Origin of the sequence: Sphingobium sp. PNB, assembly GCF_019873065.1 — a bacterium.
GTDB lineage: Bacteria > Pseudomonadota > Alphaproteobacteria > Sphingomonadales > Sphingomonadaceae > Sphingobium > Sphingobium fuliginis.
In genome coordinates, this window is sequence record NZ_JAINEZ010000021.1 from 1 (window position 1) to 23,662 (window position 23,662).

Annotated in this window: 23 protein-coding genes; 16 read left to right on the forward strand and 7 right to left on the reverse strand. The window is 62.3% G+C overall.

The window, feature by feature from the left end; translation table 11 throughout:
- Window positions 1-506: 506 nt before the first annotated feature.
- Window positions 507-704: a hypothetical protein gene (locus tag K7W03_RS09470; RefSeq protein WP_037444843.1), complete on the reverse strand. Its 198-nt coding sequence runs from the start codon at window positions 702-704 to the stop codon at window positions 507-509.
- 130 nt (window positions 705-834) lie between these two features.
- Between K7W03_RS09470 and K7W03_RS09475 the strand changes: the two genes are divergently transcribed.
- The 3 genes from K7W03_RS09475 to K7W03_RS09485 are packed head-to-tail and all read left to right on the forward strand — an operon-like array spanning window position 835 to window position 2,973.
- Window positions 835-1,473: a hypothetical protein gene (locus K7W03_RS09475; RefSeq protein ID WP_222886167.1), complete on the forward strand. Its 639-nt coding sequence runs from the start codon at window positions 835-837 to the stop codon at window positions 1,471-1,473.
- The gene (locus tag K7W03_RS09480) at window positions 1,470-2,402 is read left to right on the forward strand and encodes a HEPN domain-containing protein (RefSeq protein ID WP_103000341.1); all 933 of its coding nucleotides are present in this window, start codon (window positions 1,470-1,472) and stop codon (window positions 2,400-2,402) included. Before K7W03_RS09475 ends, K7W03_RS09480 begins: the two co-directional genes overlap by 4 nt.
- Entirely contained in the window at window positions 2,386-2,973 is a 588-nt protein-coding gene (locus K7W03_RS09485) for a sigma factor-like helix-turn-helix DNA-binding protein (protein ID WP_172451805.1), read from the forward strand. The genes K7W03_RS09480 and K7W03_RS09485 overlap by 17 nt, the downstream gene beginning before the upstream one ends.
- Here the strand turns inward: K7W03_RS09485 and K7W03_RS09490 are convergent.
- Window positions 2,966-3,199 (reverse strand): conjugal transfer protein TraD, encoded by a 234-nt coding sequence (locus K7W03_RS09490; RefSeq protein ID WP_103000343.1) that lies wholly within the window; start codon window positions 3,197-3,199, stop codon window positions 2,966-2,968. The genes K7W03_RS09485 and K7W03_RS09490 overlap by 8 nt on opposite strands.
- A gap of 22 nt (window positions 3,200-3,221) precedes the next feature.
- Window positions 3,222-3,527: a conjugal transfer protein TraD gene (traD, locus tag K7W03_RS09495; RefSeq protein WP_103000344.1), complete on the reverse strand. Its 306-nt coding sequence runs from the start codon at window positions 3,525-3,527 to the stop codon at window positions 3,222-3,224.
- 172 nt (window positions 3,528-3,699) lie between these two features.
- On the opposite strand from traD, the gene traA reads away from it, so the two are divergent.
- From traA to K7W03_RS09510, 3 genes are all read left to right on the forward strand, one after another.
- Complete coding sequence (gene traA, locus K7W03_RS09500) at window positions 3,700-6,729, forward strand: Ti-type conjugative transfer relaxase TraA (RefSeq protein WP_222886168.1); 3,030 nt, start codon at window positions 3,700-3,702, stop codon at window positions 6,727-6,729.
- Window positions 6,730-6,740: 11 nt separating this feature from the next.
- Window positions 6,741-7,445: a DUF6118 family protein gene (locus K7W03_RS09505; RefSeq protein ID WP_103000346.1), complete on the forward strand. Its 705-nt coding sequence runs from the start codon at window positions 6,741-6,743 to the stop codon at window positions 7,443-7,445.
- A 506-nt stretch (window positions 7,446-7,951) separates the two neighbouring features.
- Window positions 7,952-8,866: an MBL fold metallo-hydrolase gene (locus K7W03_RS09510; protein ID WP_103000347.1), complete on the forward strand. Its 915-nt coding sequence runs from the start codon at window positions 7,952-7,954 to the stop codon at window positions 8,864-8,866.
- A gap of 135 nt (window positions 8,867-9,001) precedes the next feature.
- Here the strand turns inward: K7W03_RS09510 and K7W03_RS09515 are convergent, their stop codons facing one another.
- Window positions 9,002-9,895 carry a LysR family transcriptional regulator gene (locus K7W03_RS09515; protein WP_103000348.1) on the reverse strand — a complete coding sequence of 298 codons (894 nt, stop codon included), beginning with the start codon at window positions 9,893-9,895 and terminating at the stop codon, window positions 9,002-9,004.
- Between the two features lie 98 nt (window positions 9,896-9,993).
- On the opposite strand from K7W03_RS09515, the gene K7W03_RS09520 reads away from it, so the two are divergent.
- The 7 genes from K7W03_RS09520 (at window position 9,994) to K7W03_RS09550 (ending at window position 17,054) form a co-directional block, all read left to right on the forward strand.
- Window positions 9,994-10,743, forward strand: coding sequence for a glucose 1-dehydrogenase (locus tag K7W03_RS09520; protein ID WP_103000349.1), 750 nt, complete (start codon window positions 9,994-9,996; stop codon window positions 10,741-10,743).
- A gap of 30 nt (window positions 10,744-10,773) precedes the next feature.
- Entirely contained in the window at window positions 10,774-11,202 is a 429-nt protein-coding gene (locus K7W03_RS09525) for a nuclear transport factor 2 family protein (RefSeq protein WP_226869991.1), read from the forward strand.
- Window positions 11,203-11,289: 87 nt separating this feature from the next.
- The gene (locus tag K7W03_RS09530; protein ID WP_103000350.1) at window positions 11,290-11,832 is read left to right on the forward strand and encodes an RrF2 family transcriptional regulator; all 543 of its coding nucleotides are present in this window, start codon (window positions 11,290-11,292) and stop codon (window positions 11,830-11,832) included.
- Window positions 11,829-12,479, forward strand: coding sequence for a response regulator transcription factor (locus K7W03_RS09535; protein ID WP_103000351.1), 651 nt, complete (start codon window positions 11,829-11,831; stop codon window positions 12,477-12,479). The genes K7W03_RS09530 and K7W03_RS09535 overlap by 4 nt, the downstream gene beginning before the upstream one ends.
- 85 nt (window positions 12,480-12,564) lie before the next feature.
- Window positions 12,565-12,951 (forward strand): response regulator transcription factor, encoded by a 387-nt coding sequence (locus tag K7W03_RS09540; RefSeq protein ID WP_226869994.1) that lies wholly within the window; start codon window positions 12,565-12,567, stop codon window positions 12,949-12,951.
- 2 nt (window positions 12,952-12,953) lie between these two features.
- Window positions 12,954-15,047, forward strand: a complete 2,094-nt coding sequence (locus tag K7W03_RS09545) for an ATP-binding protein (protein ID WP_226869996.1) — start codon at window positions 12,954-12,956, stop codon at window positions 15,045-15,047.
- Between the two features lie 75 nt (window positions 15,048-15,122).
- Entirely contained in the window at window positions 15,123-17,054 is a 1,932-nt protein-coding gene (locus tag K7W03_RS09550; RefSeq protein ID WP_222886169.1) for a PAS domain-containing protein, read from the forward strand.
- A gap of 36 nt (window positions 17,055-17,090) precedes the next feature.
- On the opposite strand, the gene K7W03_RS09555 is transcribed toward K7W03_RS09550, so the two are convergent.
- Entirely contained in the window at window positions 17,091-18,524 is a 1,434-nt protein-coding gene (locus K7W03_RS09555; protein WP_222886170.1) for a catalase, read from the reverse strand.
- Between the two features lie 440 nt (window positions 18,525-18,964).
- Between K7W03_RS09555 and K7W03_RS09560 the strand changes: the two genes are divergently transcribed.
- Together K7W03_RS09560 and K7W03_RS09565 are read left to right on the forward strand one after the other, a co-directional pair.
- Window positions 18,965-19,795, forward strand: a complete 831-nt coding sequence (locus tag K7W03_RS09560) for an alpha/beta fold hydrolase (protein WP_103000356.1) — start codon at window positions 18,965-18,967, stop codon at window positions 19,793-19,795.
- A 110-nt stretch (window positions 19,796-19,905) separates the two neighbouring features.
- A complete protein-coding gene (locus K7W03_RS09565) occupies window positions 19,906-20,982 on the forward strand; it encodes an alpha/beta fold hydrolase (protein ID WP_226869999.1) in 1,077 nt (358 codons plus the stop codon).
- Window positions 20,983-21,019: 37 nt separating this feature from the next.
- On the opposite strand, the gene K7W03_RS09570 is transcribed toward K7W03_RS09565, so the two are convergent.
- Window positions 21,020-21,991, reverse strand: coding sequence for an SDR family NAD(P)-dependent oxidoreductase (locus K7W03_RS09570; RefSeq protein ID WP_103000358.1), 972 nt, complete (start codon window positions 21,989-21,991; stop codon window positions 21,020-21,022).
- 56 nt (window positions 21,992-22,047) lie between these two features.
- Between K7W03_RS09570 and K7W03_RS09575 the strand changes: the two genes are divergently transcribed.
- Window positions 22,048-23,007, forward strand: a complete 960-nt coding sequence (locus K7W03_RS09575; RefSeq protein WP_103000359.1) for an AraC family transcriptional regulator — start codon at window positions 22,048-22,050, stop codon at window positions 23,005-23,007.
- A 48-nt stretch (window positions 23,008-23,055) separates the two neighbouring features.
- Here K7W03_RS09575 and K7W03_RS09580 read toward each other — a convergent pair whose 3' ends face one another.
- Entirely contained in the window at window positions 23,056-23,634 is a 579-nt protein-coding gene (locus tag K7W03_RS09580) for a TIGR00730 family Rossman fold protein (protein WP_103000383.1), read from the reverse strand.
- Between the last annotated feature and the right edge of the window lie 28 nt (window positions 23,635-23,662).

A 23,662-nucleotide genomic window follows, 5' to 3' on the forward strand; every position in this document is an offset into this window, starting at 1 on the left:
GATACGACAAAACCAAAGAGTCCTACCTCGGCTTCGTCAATCTCGTCTCAGCCCTGCAATGGATACCCTTTGTCCACGAAACCTAGGGAGATCATCGCTCTGTCCAGGCGTGTGAGTTATAACCCCGGTCCAATCCCGTTTTTCGTCTATTTCCACGAGGACCACGACGAACTGCTCGCCAAGCTCCAAATCTGTGAACATTACGGCGCGATCTACGATGTTCGTCGCAATCAAGTCCCCCGGTGGAACTTCAGTGAGGACTTCGTGGAATATTTGCTTGGGACGTAAGCCATCGATACAGACCGTCATTGAAAAAGGTCGCTGATTGTTCCTCACGAACGGCAGCTTTTGGGATCGGCCCGGAGTAGACAAATCGCCAGAAATTGGCGCAAGTCGGCTGTTGGAAAACACACCACTTTTGCACATTGGTCATGCATTTCTGCGGAAATATCTCCCAGCATAGTGGTTGGAGGGGTTTTCCGTCAGGCCAGAAATGACCCGTTTCCCTATCCTGCCTTGCCCTGCTCGCCCTCCAAACGCTCTACTTCGCGTTCAAGCACAGTACGAATGAACGCGGCCCTGCGTTGCCGCCCGACCAGCTTGTCAATTCGCTCGCCGAGACCTTCCGGCAAACGGATGTTGGTCGATTTCACGTTGAGCGGTGGCCTTCCCATAATTGTGTCGTAACCGCGCACGACACCCATTCAACCGGAAGCAGATTAAGCGGTGCCGGTTATTGCATATTTCCCACATTCCGAGTTATAAGCGGTGCCGCTTAATATCTCTGGATCGCCATTCGGCGTTTCAGGATGGCGAAATGAGGAAAGCAGGCCGATGACCTCACCCAATTTTCCTTCTGATGATTCGGTAGGCGGCACATCGCGCCGCGCACTGTTGCGCGCGCTGACCGCCACGCCGATTGCCGTTTCCACCGCCGTCGCCTCACCCTGGGGTGAAGTTCTGGCCGATCTTCACGACCACTATGGTGATTCACCGGCAGCGCTTGTTCGGACCAAGGCGGGACGAAGCCTGAGCCGCTTCCGCTATCACAATGCCGAGTCCTTTTATTGGGGACTGGGGCACGGCCTCTACGACAATGACGGCGGTGAGATGCTGTACCGGTCCGGCATTGTCGCCCAGCTTGCGCTTTCCTCCCACCTGCTCGACGTTGGTTTTGCCGACGAGTGGAACGCCCGCCATATCCGGCTGGATGTCGCCAAGTCGCTCGCCCATGCCAACGCGACCGGTTTGGGGCATGACTGCCCCGACATGGCGCGGCTCGCCGCCGTTCTTTCCCCCTATTGGAAATGGGGTCATGTCCATCGGATCGATGCGCCGTCCCCTAACAATGGCGGGTTCACGGTGGACGAGGTTCGCCCGCTGCTGCGTGGCCTGCTCGACCGCGTGCATGACGTCACCGGCCATCGCCGCCCGAACGGTTGGCATCGCGAACAACGGGAAACCCGCTCATGATGCCGTCCACCGACAGGGAGCATCTGCCATGGCCGGTGCGGCAGGAACTGTGCCGCGTCACGGCGATGCTGTTCGAAACCTTTGCGGAAAACCTCAAGGGCAGGCTGTCAGAGCACTATCGATCAGGCCGTATCCTGACCCTGATCCTGCATGGCTCCCATGCGCGGTCCGATTCGTGGAATGTCGCGCCGGAGGATGCCTTCCATCTGCTGGCGATCGTCAATCATCCCCGGCTGGCGCGAACGCGGCGGGATTGGCGACTGGCGCGCGACCGATTGCGCCGCGCATGGGAGTTTGGCGAGATATCTCGCCCGGTGCGGCTGACCGTCCATAGCCTGGAACAGTTCAACAGCGCCTTGGCCAAGGGTATTCCGCATTTTGTCGCGATCGCGGGCGAAGGCATCCCGCTCTATGAGATGGAAGGTTTCCGGCTTCTGTCGCCACGCTTGCTACCTATGCAGGAACGGCATGCGCGGGGACAGTCCGAGTTCGCCCGCTGGCATGATCGGGCAAGCGATTTCCTGCTGGGCGCGGCTTTCTACCGGAGCGAGGGCAATGCGCCCATGGCGGCACTGTTGCTGCATCAGGCGTGCGAACATCTCTACCAATGTGTCCTCTGGACGATCACCCTGCATGGTCCGCGCACCCATGCGCTGGATGAACTGCGCGAAAGGGCCGAGGCGCTGGACGCGCGCCTGTCCATCGCATGGCCACGCGCAACCCCGTTCGAGCGCCGCGCCTTCGGCTGCATCCGCCGTGCCTATGTCGAGGTTCGCTATGGCCGTTCCTATCGCATCAGTCCCGACGAACTGGCATGGGCGATGGAGCGCGTGACACAACTGCACGGCCTGCTCGAACGGCTCTGCCGCGAGCGGCTGGACGGCATGGTCGCCATATATGGGGAGGCGTGCCATGGCCGACGCGCCTGACCCCGACGCCGAACGGCTCGCTACCTACAGGAAAGCCGTCGACCGTCTGCCGGTCCTGACGCGTGTCATATTCCTGCTCGTTCGTCTGGATGCCCTGTCCTATGATGAAATCGCCCTTCGATTGTCCATCGACGCGCAGGCGGTGGAATCCTGCCTCGTCGAGGCGCTCGGCATGATCCGCATCATGCTTGATGGGGCAGAACCCCGACGCCGCAACGATCCGCGCATCGCCCTTGCCGAGGCTGACCTGCATCGGCGCCATCGCGCCTATTGCGAGGAACGGTTAGCGGCATTGGGCATCGCTGGTCCGATCCCATGGACCGATCATGGCGACGACGACCGAACCCTCATGCAGATGATCGTCGCGGCCATGCCTCCACGCGTTTACGACACCTTCTTCCTCAATCGCGTCGATCAACTGAGCTACGCGCAGATTTCCAAACACATGGGAACCTTCCAATGGATCGTGCGGCATCGTATGCTCCGCGCCGTTCGCCATATCGCGCGAGGCCCGGACCGGTTCGAACAGTGGTTGCGCGATAGGGTCTCGGAACCTGCGACGATCAATTAGCCGATGGCTTCTCCGTCTCGAACGCGCGTTTGCCTTTTCGTTGCCACAGCGCCAGCGCGTTGTTCCGCTCTGGCCCGCGCAACCTGTCGGCAACGGTGAGGAACGCGCCATAGAGGGTAGCGCGATCATCGTCGGTCAAATCGACCAGTCCGGCCTTGGTGACGAGGCCGCCCAACTCGATCAGGTGCCGCGTGCGTTCGCGGCGCTTGATGGCCCATTCGCGCATGTCGGTTCGCGCCTTTCGTGCCTCAAGCCGATGCCGAGCCGCCTTCAAGCGGGAGAGTGCCGCTCGGGCTGCGTCCAGCTCCGCTCGCAGGCTGGCGTTTTTCGCCGCGAAAGAAGGCCGCGCCCGTCTTGCGCCAACCCTCCTTCGTCGCCGAGTCCTTCGCTGCGACGGCCTGCAGCAAAGCCCCGGCGAGCAGATCGGCATCGAGCGCATCGGCTCCGCACGCCGCCACCAGTTCGCCCAACTGGCGCACGCGGCGTTCCTTGAGCGCCTTTGCCTTGTCGGCAAGGGCTTTGAGTTCCGAATCAAAATCACGCGGCTTACGCATCGTTAAGTCTCCATTGAGTGACGATGGAGCGATGATAAGATAAACCTCGCCATCGCGCAGTAGAGTCGCCGGGACAGCCTGACACCGCCTAGTCCCGTCCGAGAAATTTTCGAGAAGGGCGCGCTTATACGTCGTGCCGACGTGCGCTTAAGGCAGTAAATGGATGATCGCTATGGCGATCTACCATTTCTCCGTTCAGGTCATTGGCCGCGCGCAAGGGCGCAGCGCTGTCGCGGCAGCCGCCTATCGTTCGGCCGAGCGGCTGCACGATGACCGGCTGGACCGCGACCATGACTTCACGCATAAGTCGGGTGTCGTCCATTCGGAGATCCTCCTGCCCGAAGGCGCACCCGAACGCTTCTCGGATCGCGCGACCCTCTGGAACGAGGTCGAGGCGACCGAGAAGCGCAAGGACGCGCAGCTTTCCCGCGAGGTGGAGTTTTCCATTCCGCGCGAGATGAACCAGCAACAGGGCATCGCGCTCGCACAGGACTTCGTTCAGGCCGAGTTTGTCGATCGCGGCATGATCGCGGACTTGAATGTGCATTGGGATATCGGCGCGGACGGGTTGGCGAAGCCTCATGCCCATGTCATGCTCACCATGCGCGAGGTTGGTCCCGACGGTTTCGGCGCGAAGGAACGCGACTGGAACAGGACCGAGCTTGTCGAGCAATGGCGGGAGCGGTGGGCCGATCACGTCAACACCCGGCTTGCGGAACTGGATATAGATGCCCGCATAGATCACCGCTCCCTTGAGGCGCAGGGCATCGGCCTTGAGCCACAAGACAAGATCGGTCCGGCCGCGCAACGCATGGGCGAGCGCGGACTTGAATCCGAGCGCATCGAAGATCACCGCGCCATCGCGCAGCGCAACGGCGAACGCATCATTGCCGACCCGCGCGTTGCTCTGGACGCCATCACCCACCAGCAAGCGACATTCACCAAGCGCGACGTAGCGATGTTCGTGCATCGCCACACGGACGGCAAAGAGCAGTTCGACCGCGCGATGAGCGCCGTTCGCGCCTCGCCCGATCTTGTCGCCTTGGGCAAGGACGGGCGCGGCGACGACAGGTCCACCAGCCGCGACATGATCGAAACCGAGCAGCGGTTGCAGCATGCGTCCGAACTGATGGCGGAGCGCGAGCGGCATCGCGTGGATGAGAAGGATCGCGCCGCCGCATTGGCGAGCGCGGAGGGGCGCGGGCTGGCGTTGACCGGCGAGCAGCGCGCGGCGTTCGATCATGTGACGGGCGAGTGCGGGCTTGGCCTGGTCGTCGGTTACGCCGGGACCGGCAAGAGCGCCATGCTTGGCGTTGCGCGTGAGGCATGGGAGCGCGGCGGGTTCGAGGTGCGCGGCGCTGCCCTGTCCGGCATCGCCGCCGAAGGTCTTGAGAACGGCTCCGGCATCGCCTCGCGCACCATCGCCAGCCTTGAACATCAATGGAGCCAAGGGCGCGAGCTTCTGGCCGCCCGCGATGTGCTGGTGATCGACGAGGCGGGCATGGTCGGCACGCGCCAGATGGAGCGCGTGCTGTCCCATGCCGCCGACGTGGGCGCAAAGGTCGTGCTGGTAGGCGACCCGCAGCAGTTGCAGGCCATTGAGGCGGGCGCGGCCTTTCGGGCGATCAACGAACGGCATGGCGGTGTCGAGATTACAGAGGTCCGCCGCCAGCATGTCGAGTGGCAGCAGGACGCCACCCGGCATCTGGCGACCGGCAGGACTGGCGAGGCGATCCGGGCTTATGCGGAGCGCGGCATGGTCCACGCCGCCGAGACGCGCGAGCAGGCGCGCACCGAGCTTGTCGAACGGTGGGACCGCGAGCGCATCGCAGCGCCGGATCAATCCCGCATCATCCTCACCCATACCAATGACGAGGTGCGAGAACTCAACGAAGCCGCGCGCGACCGGATGCGGGCGGCGGGCGAGCTTGGCGATGACGTGCAGGTGAAAACCGAGCGCGGCCCCCGTGCCTTCGCATCAGGTGACCGGATTATGTTTCTTCGCAATGAGCGCGGGCTTGAGGTGAAGAACGGCACGCTTGGCACCGTCGAGCAGGTGAACCAGCAGGGCGTGACCGTCCGCACCGATGACGGACGTTCCGTATCCTTCGATACGAAAGATTATGCCCACGTAGATCACGGCTATGCCGCCACGATCCACAAGGCGCAGGGCATGAGCGTGGATCGCTCCCATATGCTCGCCACACCGAGCATGGACCGGCATGGGGCCTATGTCGGCATGACCCGCCACCGGGAGGGCATGGCGCTCCACTACGGCCGCGACGACTTCAAGTACGACACCCGCCTTATCCGCACGCTGTCCCGCGAGCGCGTCAAGGACATGGCGAGCGACTACCGCCAAGCCGACCCCGCGCGCGAGTTCGCAGATCGGCGCGGCATCGGCATTGGCGAGCGCATCATGGGAATCGCCCGCGCAGGCGCGGAGAAAGCGCGCGGCATCTTCGACGGGTTGCGCCTGTCTCTGCCCGGACAGGATCGCGGGGCATCGCCCACGCCGGAACGGCAACGCGGCATGTTCGACAATTTCCGGCCGCCCGCGCCGCAGCCGCAGTGCGAGCAGGGGATATTCGCAAGCTTCCGGCCGCCCGCGCAAAACCATGACCCGGTCGCAGCCGCACGGGCCGAGCGTGAGCGCATGCGGGCCATTGCCGTTCAGCGCCATGCCCGCGCGGTCGCGAGCATCTGGAAGATGCAGGGTCAGGGCTTGCCCGTCCTGCCCCATCAGCGCGCCGAACTCGACAAGGCCCGCGAGGCGATGAACCAGACCAGCAAGCACGCCGCCCAGGACATGGAACGGGCTTACAGTCGCGATCCTGCCTTGGCGTCCGATGCAGCGGGCGGACGTGTCCGCCAAGCCATCCGCGCCATGCAGCTTGAAGCAGAAATCCGCACCGATCCCGACAAGCGCGCCGACAGGTTCGTGGAAGGCTGGCGGCAACTCGGCCAGCACCGCGAGGAGCTACAGCGCGACGGGGATTTCCGGGGCGCGCGCAAAGTGTCCGAGCAGATGGCGGGCATGGCGAAAAGCCTCGAACGCGACGCCCAGGTGGAATCGCTGTTGCGCGGCCGCAAGCAGGAATTCGGCATCGACTTCGATACCGGCCGCAAGCTCACCCATGACCTCGCTTCCAGCGTCGGGATCGAGATGGGCCGCAGCCACGACCACGGACTTAGCAGATAGGAGAAACGATCATGGACACCCTGCCAGCCCTTGCCCCCGACGCGGACCCGGCCGCGCACGCCTTCGCGCGTCTTGCCGAAAAGGTAGATTTGCTCGAAGCCGCTATCGCCGGGCTTGCCGCCAAGCGTGAAGCCACGCCCGATTACAGCGAGACGCTTGGCGAGATCGCGGCACTTCTCGAAAAGATGCGAACCGCGATCAACGCGCTTGCGCGTCGGCCCGCTATGGAGATCACGCCCGAAGCGATGGCCGAGCGGATCACGGCCACCGCCGCCAAGGCGCGCGCGGAGGATGCCGCGACCATCGGGCAGGTGCAGGAGCGATTCAACAAGGCGACGGCCCGGATGGAATATATCCAGGGAACGGTCGCCACCGCCCGCGATCAACGCCGCCAGCGTCATCAACGGGGGATAGGCGGCGCGCTGGCGGCCATCGTGCTTTGCTCGTTCCTTCCCGGCTTCGTCGCACGTACTTTGCCCGATAGCTGGCATTTACCGGAACGAATGGCCGCCCGCACCCTCGGCCTTGACCGCTGGACAGCCGGGGAACGCCTGCTTGCTACCGCCGAGCCGGAACGCTGGCGCACGGTGCTGTTCTCCAATGCGCTTGTGCAGAACAATCGCGACGAGATCGACAAATGTCGCGCGACGGCCTCAAAGGCGAAAAAGCCGGTGCGATGCGTAATTGATGTCACGGCAGATCAAGGGGTCAACTAGACTGTTGCTGATAAACGAACACAGGGCTCCTTCGTGCGTTCACATCGACATTTCCGGATGCAAGCTGCACTTCACAACAGGGGTAAATGGCGGTCATTGCGACTTTGCCTTCGATCGACTGTCATCAGGAATAGAGTAAAGACCAATCAATGCTGACATGGTTATTAAAAGAGCGGGCCGGTCGGGGGGGGTAACCGGCCCGCTCAAACTACCGCTAACCAGCGGTCAGTCCGAGGTCGGGGTGGGGGCGGTTTCCTGCGGACTGCCACACTGAACTAATATCGTGATGCGGGCGATGCGATGCTACATTCGTCGCGGAAGATCCATCCCGATGGATAGGTGCCGCATACGTATCATCCGGAAAGGTGATCCGCCCTAAACTCTGCTCTCCCCAAACCTACCCGACCGTATATCTCAGGCGATGCTTCGATCCAATCGATCCATCAAATGCTCCCGCGTAGCTTGGCTATCGCCGTGGCGTTGACGGCAATTGAAAGGAATTTAGCATGAAACTCGATACCATTGCCAAACCCGGCACGAGTGATGCCGACGATCTCGTGCCCTCGCGGTACGCGCTAAGTGTCGGCGACCTCAATGTCCTCGTAGTCAGCGACGGCGTCCTGCCTTTACCGACCGAAACCATGGCTACTAACGTGGACCCGACCGTTCGTGCCGCCTGGTTCAAGGATATGTTCGTCGGACCCGACATGTTCGACTGGGCGCTCAATGTTCTTGTGGTCCGGAGCGGCGACCAGACGATCCTGATCGACGCGGGCCTCGGAGGACAATTCCCTGGCTTCCCCCGCGCGGGCCAGTTTCCCAAGCGTCTGGAAGCAGCGGGCATCGACCTCGCATCCGTCACGGACGTCATCATCACCCACATGCACATGGACCATGTCGGCGGACTACTGGTCGAGGACGTCAAGAAACGGCTGAGCCCTGACGTGCGAATTCACGTTTCGGCGACCGAAGTCGCGTTCTGGGATGCGCCGGACTTCTCGTTCACCTCGATGCCAACCCCGGTGCCGAAGGTTCTTCGCTCCACTGCCGCAGAGTTCATCAAGGTCTATCGCGGCAACCTTCGAACTTTCGAAGACGAGTATGAAGTGGCGCCCGGTGTGGTCGCCAAGCTCACCGGCGGCCATACGCCTGGTCACTGCGTGGTCCATCTCGCTTCCGGCGGCGAGCGTCTGACCTTCGCCGGGGATGCCCTGTTCCCGGTCGGCTTCGAGCATCCTGACTGGCATAATGGCTTCGAGCATGACCCGGAAGAGTCTGTGCGCGTCCGCGTCCGCCTTCTGCAGGACGCGGCGGCGAGCGGTGAACTGCTGGTTGCCACACATCTGCCATTTCCGTCGGTTGGCCATGTTGCAGTCGATGGCGACGCCTTCCGTTGGGTCGCGTCCTTCTGGGATTACTGACGGCAGCTTGGGTAACGTTCATGTCTGGGCGCGCACGCGCAGCATTCTGCGGATGTGCGCCCTTACAGCTACGGGATGGTTGCCTGTGCAACCGCAACATAAATCCGCCAGAACCATTCAAATGCGCTGGACCCGTTAGACCGAGTGGGGCGCGAGGACTTCCACAAGAAAGTCGATGAATAGCTGAACTCGCAGGGGAACGAGGCGCCCGAAGGCGTGCAGGGACAGGACCGGGACAGCCGTGAGAGGATCTCCCGGCAACACTTCGACGAGTCGGCCGGCCGAGAGATCATCTGCAACCGCGAGCCGAAGCAATTGCGCCATCCCCAAACCAGCGATGGCCGCAATCCGCATGGCCTGGCCGGAGTCGGTGTCGAGAACCCGATCAGTTTCCAATTCACACCCATCGGCGAAGCGGATCGGATAAGCGTTTGAACCGAGGCGGTAGCGAATATGATCTGCCCGCATAAGGTCCTCTCGCGTCTCGGGATGCCCGGAGCGCTCAAGCCAGGCAGGCGCTGCAACAAGTATGAGCGGCAGGGTCGCGATGCGCCGGACCATCCAGTCGGCGGCGTCGACTGCTCCGGCGCGCAATGCGGTGTCGAAGCCTTCGCGCACGAGATCGACATGGCGGTCGGTAATACTGATATCGAGTTTGATCTCAGGATAGCGCTGAACGAACCCACGCGTCAGATGCTCGACGATCGTCGGGCCAAGCACGCCAGGAATGCTGACGCGTAGCGCCCCGCGCGCTCGGCCCGTCTTGCTCAGGACCTCTCCTGCTTCATCAAGAGCGCGCAACAAGGGTGCCACCCGCTCGTAATAAGCGGTTCCGTCGACAGTCAGCGTGAGCGATCGGGTCGAGCGCAAAAAGAGCTTCACATCGAGCCGCTTTTCAAGGCGTTCGACACTTTTCGAAATGGCAGAGGGGGTCGTTCCGGCGAGCCGGGCGGCGGCGCTGAACGAACCAGCCTCTGCGGCCCGGACGAAGGCCTGAAGGCCGGGGGCGAGTTCGAGACCGGTACTCATTTGATAGGTTTTGGCAAAAATGCTGTGCCATAGTCGAGACTAATTTTCTTTCATGGAAAAACCAAATGCATCTCCGGTTTCAATATCGGAGGTCAATCATGACAAATCTGGTCGGGAAGGTCGCCGTCATCACCGGCGGCAACAGCGGCATCGGGCTCGCGAGTGCGAAGCTCTTTGCTGAGAAGGGCGCGCAAGTTGTGATCACCGGGCGCCGTCAGCAAGCCCTTGACAATGCGGTTGAGGCGATCGGCGCCACCGCGCTGGCGGTTCGGGGTGATGTTGCCGATCCGGCACATCATCATAAGGTTGCGGAGGTCATTCGTGAGCGTTTCGGCGGCGCCGACATTTATATGGCGAATGCCGGGGTGAACACGATAACGGCTTCGGATCGGGTTTCCGAGACCGAGTTTGATACCCAGTTCGGAATCAATGCGCGGGGTACTTTTTTCGGCGTGCAAGCCATAGCTCCGACGTTGCGTGACGGCGGGTCGATCATTCTCCTTGGCTCGCTCGCGAGCGAAAAAGTCCTTGAAGGTCATGCAGTCTATGCCGGCACGAAAGCAGCTATCGGCGCTTTCGCGCGAAGCTGGGCGCTTGAGTTCAAGGGACGCGGCATCCGCGTCAATATTCTGAGCCCGGGCCCCACCGAAACGGAAATACTCGAAAAGCTCGGCGTCCCTGTGGAGAAGCGCGATGCCTTCACCGCCATGATGGCGGGAGCGATCCCGCTCGGCCGGCTCGGTCAGCCTGAGGAGCTCGCGCGCGCAGCGCTGTTCCTCGCGTCGGATGCCAGCAGTTTCATCACCGGCATTAATCTGCGCGTCGATGGCGGCATGGCGCTGCTCTGATCATGCCCGTTAATCCTGGAAGGAACCTCTATGATGACACAATCGGAAATCGATCCCGCAATTCATGACTTGATCCATGATGTCGTTCACGTTGGCAGTGCCTACGATATCGAAGGCATGGAGAAGCTCTATACGCCGGACCAGATCTTTCTGGTTCTCGGCAGTGACGGCGGTGTGACCCGCGTGCGCCGCGATGATTCGATCGCCGAGTTCCGGTCTCGTCGCGACGCGGGCGAGAATCCGCTCTCGACCGAACACCGCGTCCTCCATATCGAACAGCAAGGCGATCATGCCACCGCGATCCTCTATCGCCGCATGAGCCCGGATGCGCCGCCGGCGATGTATGAGCTTCGCCTGCGCAGGGATTCCGGCATCTGGATGGTGGCCGGCGAAACAGTGACGCCCTGGCCAGGCGGGATCGACGGCAATTTTCTTCCTCCACGGCGGAAAGCCGACTGATCCCATCGCGCGCGACATCCGCCGGCAAGGCGAGGCAGGGGCCAGATTTCCTTGCCTCACCAAACGAAGACAATTATAGTCTTCGTTATGGCACATCTTACCGCAAGCGTGGAATATGGGCTGCATTGCCTGCTGGGGTTGCTTGATGCCGGCGAGCAGCCGCGTAGTGCACGCGACCTCGCCCGGTTTCAGGGCATCTCGCCTACCTTCGTCGCGAAGATTTTCCTGAAGCTCGAGAAAGCCGGGATCGTCGAAGCCGAGGAGGGAGTACGCGGCGGCTATCGCCTCGCTCGCGGACCGGAGACAATCACCGTGCTCGAACTGGTCGACGCGATCGAGGGACGCAAGCCGCTCTTCGACTGCCAGGAAATCCGCAGCCGCTGCGCGCTGTTTGAAGAAGATGCGCCGAGGTGGGCAACACGGGGTGTCTGCTCGATACACGCCGTCATGCTCAAAGCCGAAAGAGCGATGCGCGATGCGCTCGCAAGCGAGACTCTCGCGGATATCGGTGGGCGGCTCGAGCGCAAGGCGCCAGCCACATTCGGCGCAGATACCAGGGCATGGTTCGATCAACGGATGACGGAGCGACGCTCGGGAAGGCTGGCGCAAACGAAGGACATGGAATCATGATCAGTCAGGTCATCGAAAAGGAAACCCCGCTGGTCTTCGTGGTCGATGACGACGAGGAGGTTCGCGCGGCAATCCGTGAACTGATGCTGTCGGTCGGAATAGAGGCAGCATGTTGTTCCTCGACGAGCGCCCTAGTGGAATCTCCGCTTCTTGAACGGCCAGGATGCATCATCCTCGATGTACGCATGCCCGGAGCGAGTGGGCTGGATCTGCAGCAGCACCTGGCCTCCGCCGGTATCTCCAAGCCGATCGTGTTCCTGACTGGCCATGGCGACATTCCGATGTCCGTTCAGGCGATGAAGGCGGGCGCCGTCGACTTTCTGACCAAGCCCGTGCGCGACCAGACCCTGCTTGACGCAGTGACCGCTGGCATCGAGCGCGATGTTTCGGATCGCGCGAATGCTCGTACCGTCCAGAAGCATGTCGAGCACTACCGGACCCTGACTCCGCGCGAGTGTCAGGTTATGCGGGAAGTGGCCATGGGCCGCCTCAACAAGCAGATCGCGTTCGACCTCGGCATAACCGAAATCACCGTGAAGCTACATCGCAGCAATGTGATGCGCAAGATGGAGGCATCGTCCGTGGGCGAGTTGATTCGTGCCTGGGAGAAGCTGCCTCTCGATATACGCGAAGTCGTCCCGGCCTAGTCTTTGGTATGGTAACAATGCCTTACAAGCTGCGCGACATTGACGGCTTCTGTACCGGAGCCTGCGTTAGAGAGGATGTCGCCCCTTGCCTGAATTGCCGACCGTCGCCATCGTTGACGATGACGAGGCTGTGCGCGAAGCCCTTGGTGACCTGCTGATGGTCTCGGGGCTCTCCTGCCACACTTTCGCCGGTGCAGCGGCCTTCCTTGCCGCATGGACAGAATGCCATTTCGATTGTCTGGTCACAGACATCCGTATGCCCGGAATGACCGGGATCGAACTTGTGGAGCGCCTGCATGATGAAGGCGCCAAACTGCCGGTGATCATCCTTTCATCGGTACTCGATCAGCAAACGCGGGCGCATGCCCTTTCGCTTGGAGTCCATGCCTGGTTTACCAAACCAGTCTCGGACGAGCAGTTGCTTGGCGCGATCACCATAGCCATCGAGAATAACTCTGGGCCGGGTGGCTGACGATGACTATCGTTCTCGGCCTCCAGGAGCATGACGACACGGGGATTGCCGAATTTGCGGCGGAAAGTGTCGTCATTCTAGATCGGCACGGAAAGGTGCGCTACTGGAACCCCGCTGCGGAACGACTCTTCGGCTGGCCCGCGCTTGCAGCGCGCGGGACCTCGATCACTAAATTTTCATCGGCACCTGCGGATGAAAAGCGAGCCTGGACCCAATTGTTGCAGGAAGGCTCGTGGCAGGGCCGTGTGGGACGGTGCACCCCCGATGGCAACATCGTTTTTGCTGATGTGCGGCGTCACCAGCGGTATGGCGCGGCGGGCGAACATCGCGACGTTATCGAATTCGCACGGCCGGCGACGGATGCCGGGGATCCGCGTGCCCAGGGGGGCGCCGTTCCCGACGGGATGATGGCGGCCAGTTGGAGAATCGACATCTCGCCTGCCTCGGCGATGATCGCCGAGATTGCTGAGCGCACCGACCTTGCAGGCGAGGACGAGATGGACAGGCTTCATCGTCACCTCGTCGAAACCGCCCGGATCGTCGAAGTCAATGAGCGTACCGCACGCCTCGTCGGCGGCAATCGCGGACGCGCCCTCATGACTGGCCAGTCCGTCGCCGCTTTCTGGCCGGTCGGCAGCCGCAATATATTGGCCGAACTTATCCTGGAAGCGCTGGACGACAAGAACGGAAGCGTGTGCCGCCGACAGCTCGCGTCGGACGGCATTTTGCGCGATCCGGTCGTCAGCGTGTGGCGTGCGGGCAGCGAACGGCCGGGCCATCTGTTCATCGCAGTCTACGGGGAAGCCGATGACGATCGTTCCTATCCGTTCCTGCGCGCAAGTGAGGCCCGCTACCGCAACCTGATCGATTATATGCCGATCGCTCTCTGGCAGGTCGATGCGAGCCATATGGGGAAAATCTATGCGGGGTTGAAGGCGCAGGGCGTTGTCGACTTCGAGCGCTATCTGGAACAGCATCCCGAGCTAGTCGAACTCGCGGCGACCTCGGTTCCCGTCACCGATGTCAATCGCAGCGCGATCGAAGTTTTTGGCGGGACAGGTGTGCAGGATCTGATCCGGCCCGTCGGATATCTTTTTGCCGAAAGCCCCGCATCGCTACAGCGCGTGATGATCGGGCGGTTCACCGGCCTGAAGAACTACAGCGAGTTCATGAAGCTTCGCACGCTCGACAACCGCGTGCTCGACGTGCGCCTTTCCGTCACCTATCCGGAACCGCTGCTCGAACTCGACACCACCATCTTCAGTCTGGAAGATGTGACCGACCGCTTGCGCATGGAAGCGCAGTTACGCCAGTTGCAGGCCGATTTCAGCCACGCGGCGCGCGTCTCGATGCTCGGCGAACTGGCAAGTTCGATCGCCCATGAGGTTAACCAGCCGCTTGCCGCCATTGTGACCAATGCCGAGACCAGTCTGCGCTGGCTGGCGCGCGAGACACCCGATATCGGCAAGGTCGCGCAACTCACCGCACGGATCGCGGCGAACGCGCGGCGGGCGGATGATATCGTGCAACGCGCGCGGGACATGGCGGTCAAGCAGGCTCCCGAACCCGTCGAGCTCGCGTTCAATGAGATCATTCAGGAAAGCCTGCTCTTCGTGCGCCACGAGGTCGAAACGCGCTCGATTCGTGTAACGACTTCCTTCGCCCGCAATTTGCCGCCGGTCATCGGTGATCGCATTCAGCTCCAGCAAGTGATCGTGAACATGCTTATCAATGCGGTGCAGGCGGTCGAGTGCGGCGAAGAAAACGATCGTGACATCGCGATCGCTACGGGGACCGACGAGAAGGGCAACCTTCTATTCACCCTGCGCGACCGCGGACCGGGAATCGCGGCAGATCATCTCGATCACATCTTCGACGGCTTCTTCACCACCAAGCCCCAGGGCATGGGCATTGGTCTCGCCATATGCCAGTCGATCGTCGTGGCCCATGGCGGTGAGGTGTCGGCGTCGAACCGGCTTGGCGGCGGAGCGGAATTCCGCGTTGTCCTGCCCCGTGCCGGACGTCATGCGGTAGTCGGTCGGCTGACGGGAAATGCGCCGCGGTCTTTCATTCCTCACCCGCCGAACGCGACCTGATCCCTTTCCGCCATGACGGAGACGCCGCATCGAGAACGCCCGTGCCTCGGCGACGCGATGCAGGAGGTTGAAGGCATGAGGTCCCTTTCGCGCGGCTGGATGGCTTTGACGATCATTGCCGTGGCTATAGTCGCGATCGCAGCCTGGCTCGGCGCTCTGGCGGCATGGTTCGCGATCGGGCTGGGCCTCGGCCTGTTGGGAGGCGCATGGCTCGCGGGACGGCGCAGCCATGTCGGCATGATCCATCCCGGAGACCGCGAGGCCATGGCGCAGGCGGAAGCACGGGCCTTTATCAGCGGCGTGCCACAGATTATCGGCTATCGCCGCCGGGAATGGATCGGGGCCTGGCGGTGGCACGAATATCGCGCCGATCCGCCTTACCCGATCAGAGTGGATGTCGCGCCGATCGTGCATAGGCCGGATGATGCGTGGACGATCGCCGCCTCGCTTGGCGAAACCGAGGGTGCCGTCCGCGCGGCGAAGGTGATCGAGAATCTTTATGGCGCCGCCTTCGCGTTCGATGCGACCGGCCACTTCACCTACGCCACCCCCATGGCGCAGACCTCGATCGCCATGACGCTCGACGATCTGAACGCTCCTCTGGACGGACGCAGCTTCATCGAAGGCGGTGATCTTGGCTGGAAGAATGGCGTGCATCCGGACGATTATGAAGGCGCCGCCGCCGAGTTGCGGCGCTGCATGCGCGCCGGGGAGCCCTTCAACTATGAATATCGCGTCCTGCGCGCGGGCGGCGATTATGTCTGGCACCGCTTTGCGATCCGCCCGGCGCGTGACGCCGACGGGCGCGTCACGGGCTGGTACGGAACGGGTCAGGATATCAACGTCTTTCGCAAGACCGACGACGCGCTGCGCGAAAGCGAGCGTTCGCTGCGGGAGATGATCGAGACTGCGCCCGCTCTCATCTGGTGCATGACGCCCGAAGGCGAACCCATCTATTTCAGCCGACGCCTGCGGGAATTTTTCGGCTTCGATGTCGCCGCGAAGGACCGGCCCGGCGCTTCGCGGCTCGAACGCATTCTCGAAGCGGTGATCCATCCGGACGATCTCGCCAAGGTCAACGAGCGATTCATGCATTCGCTTCGGACGGGCGATCCCTATGCGCTCACGCACAGGCAACGGCGCTTCGATGGAACATATCGCTGGGTCGAGACCCGTATCGCCGCGATGCGCAATGAAGATGGGGCCATTGTGCAGTGGAATGGCGTCTGCCTTGATATCGAAGATCAGATCCGCGCCCAGGAAGAGCTGCGCACGGCGCAGGACAAACTCGCACGGGCCGGCAAGGCGGCAAGCCTTGCCGAGCTTTCGGCGTCGGTCGCGCATGAGGTCAACCAGCCTCTCGCGGCGATCATGACCAATGCGCAGGCCTGCCACCGCTGGCTGGCGGCGGACCCTCCCAATGTCGATCGGGCACGGGCGATCGTCGATCGGATCGCACGCAGCGCGCAGTCTGCCGCCGACATCGTCAGCCATATTCGCGCGCTCTTCAGCCGGAACGCGGGGCCGCGAACGTCATTGGGCCTCGATGTGCTCATCGGCGAAGTGTGCGAGCTGCTCGCCGATGAACTGACGCGATACGAGGTTGCGCTCCATACACGAGTGGCAGCGAACGTCCCCCACGTCGCGATCGACCCCGTCCAGATTCAGCAGGTTCTGGTCAACCTCCTGCGCAATGCGATGGAAGCGATGGTCGATGTCGATCCTGACCGGCGAACGTTACGCATTCACCTCTCGGCGGTCGCTGAAGGCGTGCAAGTCGAGGTGACCGATACCGGATCCGGCCTGCCTTCTCCCGAGACTGTCTTCGAGGCCTTTTTCACGACCAAGGCGGATGGCATGGGCATGGGCCTTGCGATCTGCCGCTCGATTATCGAAGCGCATGGCGGCAGGCTCTGGGCCGAAAATGGCGATGCCGTCGGCGCGCGCTTCATATTCACCCTGCCTGTCATCACCGCCGAGAGGGGCGAAGGCGCAGCGGACCGCTGACTCAATGTCGGTCCGCCATCATGGCCCTTCGCGCGGTCAGCGCAGGCCGAGCGCCCTGGCGACACCATCCCCATAAGCAGGGTCCGCGCGATTGCAGTTCGCCACGTGCCGTTCCTGCACCGCCCGCGTGGCTCCGCCGATCTGCCGGGCGGTGTTTGCGAACAGCGCCTCGCGCTCGGTTGCGTTCATCTTGCGGAACAGGTTGCCGGGCTGCTCCCAGTGATCCTCGTCGTCGCGATGATCCCAATGGGCGGCATCGCCTTCGATCCGCATCGTCGGTTCGGCCAGATGAGGCTGGTCCTCCCACGCCCCATGGCTGTTCGGATAATAGCTGGGCGTCGCGCCGAGATTGCCGTCCGCGCGCATCGCGCCGTCACGATGGTAGCTTGCGAACGGGCATTGCGGGGCGTTGATCGGGAGATGCAGGTGATTGACCCCGAGTCGATAACGCTGTGCGTCTCCATAGGAGAACAGGCGTGCCTGCAACATGCGGTCGGGCGATACGCCGAGTCCCGGAACAAGATTAGCCGGTGAAAAGGCGACCTGCTCAACCTCGGCGAAATAATTCTCCGGATTGCGGTTGAGCTCGAGCGTGCCGACAGGAATGAGCGGATATTCGCTTTTCGGCCAGACCTTGGTGACGTCGAACGGATTGTGGCGATGGGTCCCGGCCTGCGCCTCGGTCATGACCTGGATCGCAAGCGTCCAGCGTGGGAAGTCACCGCGGTCGATCGCCTCGAGGAGATCCCGGCCATGGCTTTCCCGGTCGCTGCCGATCAGCGTGGCCGCTTCGCCGTCGCTCAGATTTGCGATGCCCTGCTCGCAACGGAAGTGGAACTTGACCCAATGGCGTTCGCCGGCGGCATTGATCATCGCATAAGTATGGCTGCCGAACCCGTGCATGTGCCGGTAGCTTCTGGGGATGCCGCGCTCGGACATCAGGATCGTCACCTGATGCAGGGCCTCGGGAAGCAGCGTCCAGAAATCCCAATTGTTCTCGGCGCTCCTCAAACCCGTCCTCGGATCGCGCTTCACCGCATGGTTGAGATCCGGGAACCGCAAGGGGTCGCGAAAGAAGAAGACCGGCGTGTTGTTGCCGACAAGGTCCCAGTTGCCCTCCTCAGTATAGAATTTGACCGCGAAGCCACGAATGTCGCGTTCGGCATCGGCCGCGCCGCGCTCGCCCGCCACCGTCGAGAACCGGACGAACACCGGCGTCTGCTTGCCAGGCCGGGCAAACAATCTCGCCTTGCTGAAGCGGGATATGTCCTGCGTGACCGTGAACGTGCCATGTGCGCCCGATCCCTTGGCGTGCATCCGCCGTTCGGGAATGACCTCGCGATCGAAATGAGCGAGCTTTTCGATGAGCCAGACATCCTGGAGCAGCGCAGGCCCGCGTCGCCCGGCGGTGAGGATGTTGAGATTGTCGGTCACCGGTGCGCCATTTGCATGGTGAAGTGGGATACTCATTGCGACGTCTCCTTGCCGTTGATGCCAAGGAGCTAGGCCGTCGAGGCATAAACGCGCGACTGTGCGGCGGTGGCAGGCCTCTAATCCCTTCGGTCAGGACGGGTTCGAGGTATCCGCTGATGCCTGATCGCTTGTCGCCAGCGCGTCCTGATCTCTCTGCCGGGAGGCACTCCACCTTCGCATAGCCTGGCCGCGCCCCCCGTATGGTCGAGAAATGGCGGGATTTCACTATTCCTGACCAGGCCGCTCTGTCCGAAATCGAACTCGCGCAGAGCTGGCGCGGTGCAGAGGAGCACAGCATGCCGCTACTTAAAGATTTCATGGTCGATCGCCGGGCATTCTGCGCCGCCGGCGGAGCTGCTGTCCTCGTGAACGGTCTGGGCTGGCCGGTCGTAGGCCTCGGCGCATCTCTAATTCACGCAAATCAAGGAGCTCATCCCATGAATTTCATTACCGCAAATGACGGCGCTCGGATCTTCTACAAGGACTGGGGTCCGCGCGACGCGCAGCCGCTCGTCTTCCATCATGGCTGGCCGCTGACCGCCGACGAATGGGACAACCAGCTGCTTTTCTTCCTCGCGCAGGGCTATCGTGTCATCGCGCACGACCGCCGTGGTCACGGTCGCTCGACCCAGACCGACACCGGAAACGAGATGGATACCTATGCTGCCGATGTCGCCGCGCTGGTCGCCGCGCTCGATCTCAAGGATGCGGTCCATATCGGCCATTCCACCGGCGGCGGCGAGGCGGCCCACTATGCGGCGCGCGCCAAGCCCGGGACGCTTGCAAAGTTGATCCTTGTCGGGGCGGTGCCGCCCGTGATGGTCAGGAAGGCCAGCAATCCCGGTGGGCTGCCGATCGAGGTGTTCGACGGGTTCCGCAAGGCCCTCGCCGAGGACCGCTCCCAATTCTACCTCGATATCGCGGCGGGGCCGTTCTACGGATTCAATCGCGAGGGCGCGAAGGTCAGCCAGGGCCTGATCCAGAATTGGTGGCGTCAGGGCATGGTGGGCAGCGCCAGGGCCCATTACGACTGCATCAAGGCGTTTTCGGAAACGGATTTCACCGAAGATCTGAAGAAGATCCAGGTGCCGACGCTCGTTATGCACGGAACGGATGACCAGGTCGTGCCATTCGCGGATTCTGCCCCGCTGTCGGCCAAGCTGCTCGCGAAGGGGGTGCTCAAGGCCTATGACGGCTATCCGCACGGTATGGCGGCTACCAATGCCGATGTAATCAACGCGGATATGCTGGCCTTCATCCGGGGCTGATGCGCAGGCCGGGGCGGATCGGCGCGTTCGTCCCGGCATGACGCTATCGTCTAGACAGAAGCGGAGATGGCAGGATGGGCATACCTGGCGGAGACGACTGGCGGCATATCTTGTATGATATCAAGCATCCGTCTCATCTGAAGGAACCGTTTGCTCCGGCCCGCTCGCGCTTCGAGCGGCGCGGCTTCCTTGCTTCCATCCTGGGCGGCACAGCGTTTCTGGCGGCAACGACCAAGCCCGTGCGCGCATCGTCAGCAGTCGTGGACGCGAGCACGCGATCGGCGGGCCTTGGCCCGCTTAAGCGGGTCCGCACCAGCACACTCGACATTGCCTATGTCGAAGCCGGGCCATCGCGCGGTCGCCCCATATTGCTGCTCCATGGCTGGCCCTATGACATCCACAGCTATGCCGAGGTTGCACCGCTTCTCGCGGCTTCGGGCTACCGGGTGATCATTCCCTATCTGCGCGGCTATGGCGCAACCCGCTTCCTCTCCGACACATCTCCTCGCAATGGTCAGCAGGCAGCGCTTGCCAGTGATGCGATCGAACTTGTCGAGGCGTTGGGTCTGGAACATCCCATTGTGGGTGGCTGCGACTGGGGCGCCCGGACAGCGTGCATTCTCGCCGTCCTTTATCCCGAGCGGGTGCGCGCGCTCGTCTCGGTGAGCGGCTATCTCATCGGCAGCCAGGCGGCGGGGGCGGTACCGCTCCTTCCCGAAGCGGAGCGTGACTGGTGGTATCAATTCTACTTCGCGACGGAGCGGGGGCGGCGGGGTTATGCGGCACACACGCATGACTTCGCAAAGCTGATATGGAAAAGCGCATCGCCCCGCTGGGCCTTCGATGAGCCGACCTTCGCACGTTCAGCTGTCGCGCTCGATAATCCCGATCATGTGGCGATCACCATCCACAACTATCGCTGGCGGCTCGGCCTCTCCGAAGGGGAGCCTCGTTATGCAGGCATGGAGGCCCAGCTTGCGCGCTTTCCGCCCGTAAATATTCCCGCCATCACGCTGGAAGGCGATGCGAATGGCGCCCCCCACCTGCGCGCCGAGGATTATCGGACACGCTTCCTGGCGTCCTATGAGCACAGGCTGATCGAAGGCGGCATAGGACACAATCTTCCGCAGGAAGCGCCACATGCCTTTGCCCGCGCGATCATCGATGCCGATGAGATGGCGGGCTGACAGTCAGGCGGAGCAATGCGCGGGGCGGCCGGACAGATCATGGAATATCATGGCCGGTCAGCAGGACGCTTTCAGTCCACAGCGCTTCGGCCGTCTCCGGATCGATCGCGAACGGGCGGACGCCAGGGCCACCAAGCTGGCCATCCGATACGACGGGCGCAATGTCACAGTCCTCGCAATAGACTCCACCAATGTCGCTAAGCTCAGGCGAAGTGGCGCACCATATCGTCGTCGCCGCGCCTTGCTGCGGACTTTTTTTGTCGCGGCTTGGGTCGACGACGGGGGATCCGTCCGCATCGAGGGCGCCAAATTGGTCGATCTCTTCGCGGGTCAGGTGCCGGGCGAGCGGGCCAAGGATGGAGCCGGGGTGAACCGAGCAAGCCCTGACCCCGCGGGTCTTGCCGCGCGCATCGAGGGCTACGGCAAAGAGCGCGTTGGCCGTCTTCGCCTGACCGTAGGCGAGCCATTTGTCATAGGCGCGATGCCGGAAGTCGAGATCGGAGAGATCAAGGCCACCGAGCTGATGCGCCCGGGAGGAGAGAACGACAACACGCGCGCCGTCCCCGCGCAGAAGTGCGGGCCAGAGTGCGGCAGTCAGCTGGAAATGGCCGAGGTGGTTGGTGGCGAATTGGCCTTCATGGCCCCGCGTATCGCGAAATAGCGGGCTTGCCATGACGCCGGCATTGAGAACCAGGAGATCGAGCGCCCCCAACTTGTCGATCACCCCGGCCGCGAAACTGTCGATCGATGATGGGTCGAGCAGGTCCATCGGGACCAGTTCCACATCCGGCAGATCCGACATCGCCTCTCGCGCTGCATCGGGATCGCGCGCCGGCACCAGCACGCGCGCTCCTTTCGAAGAAAGGATTCGCACGGTCTCCCGGCCAAGATTGGACGCCCCGCCCGTCACGATGGCGGTCTTTCCCGAAAGGTCGACGCCATTCGCGACCTCCGCAGCCGTGGTGAACGGTCCAAAGCCGGTGCCCAGGGGCTTTTGTGAAGAAGGCATTCAAAATCTCCTGTCTCAGTTGACAGGAACAATGGGAAGCGGATTGGGGATAATCCATGGCTGAAAATCCCGATTCATATAGAGATAATCCTGCATCGCTCGAAGATCCCTTGTCGCAGATACTGTCTCTCATCGATGCGCGCGCCGTTATGTCATCCGGGCTCAGGGCAAGAGGGCTTTGGGCCGTCCGGGTGGCTCCTGTGGGTGCGCTCAAATGCAACATCATCAAGGGGGGACAATGCCAGCTCGAAGTCGGCGCGGCGCGGTGGGCGCTGGAAGAAGGCAGTTGTTTTCTCGTCGGTGCGAACCTGCCTTTCATCATCGGGACCGACCTCGACCGAATACCCAAGGCGGCGGAGGATGTTTTTGCCGGTGTGAAGGCCAATGATTGCGCCTGGCTGGACACAGGACCCGGGCCTGATTTTCATTGCCTCGGGGGCCGTATGGACCTTCCGGCCACCGCCGGTTTCCTGGCCGATGCCCTGCCACCGGTTATCGTGATCCATGCGGATGAACCGGCTGCCGTCCGCCTGCGCTGGCTTGTCGACAGGCTGGAGGAGGAACTCTCCTCGGGGTCCATTGGCGCGTCGGTGATGGCCGCGACCATCATGCAGATGATCTTCATCGAAATGATCCGAAACATACCTAGTGGCCAGGTTGGCAGCTGGCTTGCTGCGTTAGCCGATCCCAGGATCGGTGCATCGCTCAGGGCGCTTCATCAGGATCCGGAGAGAAACTGGCGGATCGAGGATCTTGCGAGCGTCGCGTGCCTCTCACGCTCGCGCTTTTCCGCACGATTCAGATCGGCCGTTGGCCTCCCGCCGATGGGATATCTGACAAGATTGCGCATCGCGCTCGCTCAGAAGGCGCTCGCTCAACCGGGCACAACGATTACCGCCGTTGCCGCGCGCGCCGGCTATGGTTCGGAAAGCGCTTTCGGCTTTGCCTTTCGCCGGATTACGGGCGTAACGCCGCGCCAAGTTCAGAAGCAGGCCAGCCGAGAGAAAGAGGTGTAGCGGTCACGCTCTGGTCGCTCCGAACATCCCGACGACGTGCCTTGCGGATCAGGTTTCAGTCGGCCTGATCCATTTGGTTTCGGCAGGCGCGTGATATTGCCGAATGGCGCGGAGCAAAGGGGCCGCGTCTTCCTCCACGAGCAACATCTGGCGATGCACAGCCTTCAGGAAGCCTTGCTCAACCACCTGGTCCAGAAACTCCAGCAGCCGGTCATAAAAGCCCAGTATGTTCAGGAGGGCGCAAGGCTTGGAGTGGCTTCCTAGCTGTGCCCATGTCCAAACCTCGAACAGTTCCTCAAATGTGCCAATGCCTCCGGGTAAAGCAATGAAACCGTCCGAAAGATTTGCCATCAGAGCCTTTCGCTCGTGCATGGAATGCACGACACGCAGGTCGGTCAGGCCAAGGTGAGCGACCTCCTTGTCTACCAACGCTTGCGGGATGACTCCCGTCACCCGACCGCCCTCAGCGAGTACAGCGTCGGCAACGGCACCCATCAACCCGACGGCGGCTCCACCATAGACAAGCTCGATGGAATTGCGGGCCAGCAGCCGGCCCAGCGCCGTCGCAGCACCTTGATATTCCAGCGAATATCCATGGCTCGACCCGGAAAAGACACAAATTCGCATGAATGGTTCCAGCTTCAATTGTCTGTGG

What these genes read in the sequence shown, in the direction of transcription:
- K7W03_RS09555 (WP_222886170.1), bottom strand. Translation starts at nt 18,524, where the DNA reads ATGAGTATCCCACTTCACCATGCAAATGGCGCACCGGTGACCGACAAT.
- K7W03_RS09535 (WP_103000351.1), top strand. Translation starts at nt 11,829, where the DNA reads ATGATCAGTCAGGTCATCGAAAAGGAAACCCCGCTGGTCTTCGTGGTC.
- K7W03_RS09545 (WP_226869996.1), top strand. Translation starts at nt 12,954, where the DNA reads ATGACTATCGTTCTCGGCCTCCAGGAGCATGACGACACGGGGATTGCC.
- K7W03_RS09470 (WP_037444843.1), bottom strand. Translation starts at nt 704, where the DNA reads ATGGGTGTCGTGCGCGGTTACGACACAATTATGGGAAGGCCACCGCTC.
- traA (WP_222886168.1), top strand. Translation starts at nt 3,700, where the DNA reads ATGGCGATCTACCATTTCTCCGTTCAGGTCATTGGCCGCGCGCAAGGG.
- K7W03_RS09515 (WP_103000348.1), bottom strand. Translation starts at nt 9,895, where the DNA reads ATGAGTACCGGTCTCGAACTCGCCCCCGGCCTTCAGGCCTTCGTCCGG.
- K7W03_RS09475 (WP_222886167.1), top strand. Translation starts at nt 835, where the DNA reads ATGACCTCACCCAATTTTCCTTCTGATGATTCGGTAGGCGGCACATCG.
- K7W03_RS09550 (WP_222886169.1), top strand. Translation starts at nt 15,123, where the DNA reads ATGAGGTCCCTTTCGCGCGGCTGGATGGCTTTGACGATCATTGCCGTG.
- K7W03_RS09570 (WP_103000358.1), bottom strand. Translation starts at nt 21,991, where the DNA reads ATGCCTTCTTCACAAAAGCCCCTGGGCACCGGCTTTGGACCGTTCACC.
- K7W03_RS09525 (WP_226869991.1), top strand. Translation starts at nt 10,774, where the DNA reads ATGATGACACAATCGGAAATCGATCCCGCAATTCATGACTTGATCCAT.
- K7W03_RS09575 (WP_103000359.1), top strand. Translation starts at nt 22,048, where the DNA reads ATGGCTGAAAATCCCGATTCATATAGAGATAATCCTGCATCGCTCGAA.
- K7W03_RS09505 (WP_103000346.1), top strand. Translation starts at nt 6,741, where the DNA reads ATGGACACCCTGCCAGCCCTTGCCCCCGACGCGGACCCGGCCGCGCAC.
- traD (WP_103000344.1), bottom strand. Translation starts at nt 3,527, where the DNA reads ATGCGTAAGCCGCGTGATTTTGATTCGGAACTCAAAGCCCTTGCCGAC.
- K7W03_RS09480 (WP_103000341.1), top strand. Translation starts at nt 1,470, where the DNA reads ATGATGCCGTCCACCGACAGGGAGCATCTGCCATGGCCGGTGCGGCAG.
- K7W03_RS09580 (WP_103000383.1), bottom strand. Translation starts at nt 23,634, where the DNA reads ATGCGAATTTGTGTCTTTTCCGGGTCGAGCCATGGATATTCGCTGGAA.
- K7W03_RS09490 (WP_103000343.1), bottom strand. Translation starts at nt 3,199, where the DNA reads ATGCGCGAATGGGCCATCAAGCGCCGCGAACGCACGCGGCACCTGATC.
- K7W03_RS09510 (WP_103000347.1), top strand. Translation starts at nt 7,952, where the DNA reads ATGAAACTCGATACCATTGCCAAACCCGGCACGAGTGATGCCGACGAT.
- K7W03_RS09485 (WP_172451805.1), top strand. Translation starts at nt 2,386, where the DNA reads ATGGCCGACGCGCCTGACCCCGACGCCGAACGGCTCGCTACCTACAGG.
- K7W03_RS09520 (WP_103000349.1), top strand. Translation starts at nt 9,994, where the DNA reads ATGACAAATCTGGTCGGGAAGGTCGCCGTCATCACCGGCGGCAACAGC.
- K7W03_RS09560 (WP_103000356.1), top strand. Translation starts at nt 18,965, where the DNA reads ATGAATTTCATTACCGCAAATGACGGCGCTCGGATCTTCTACAAGGAC.
- K7W03_RS09530 (WP_103000350.1), top strand. Translation starts at nt 11,290, where the DNA reads ATGGCACATCTTACCGCAAGCGTGGAATATGGGCTGCATTGCCTGCTG.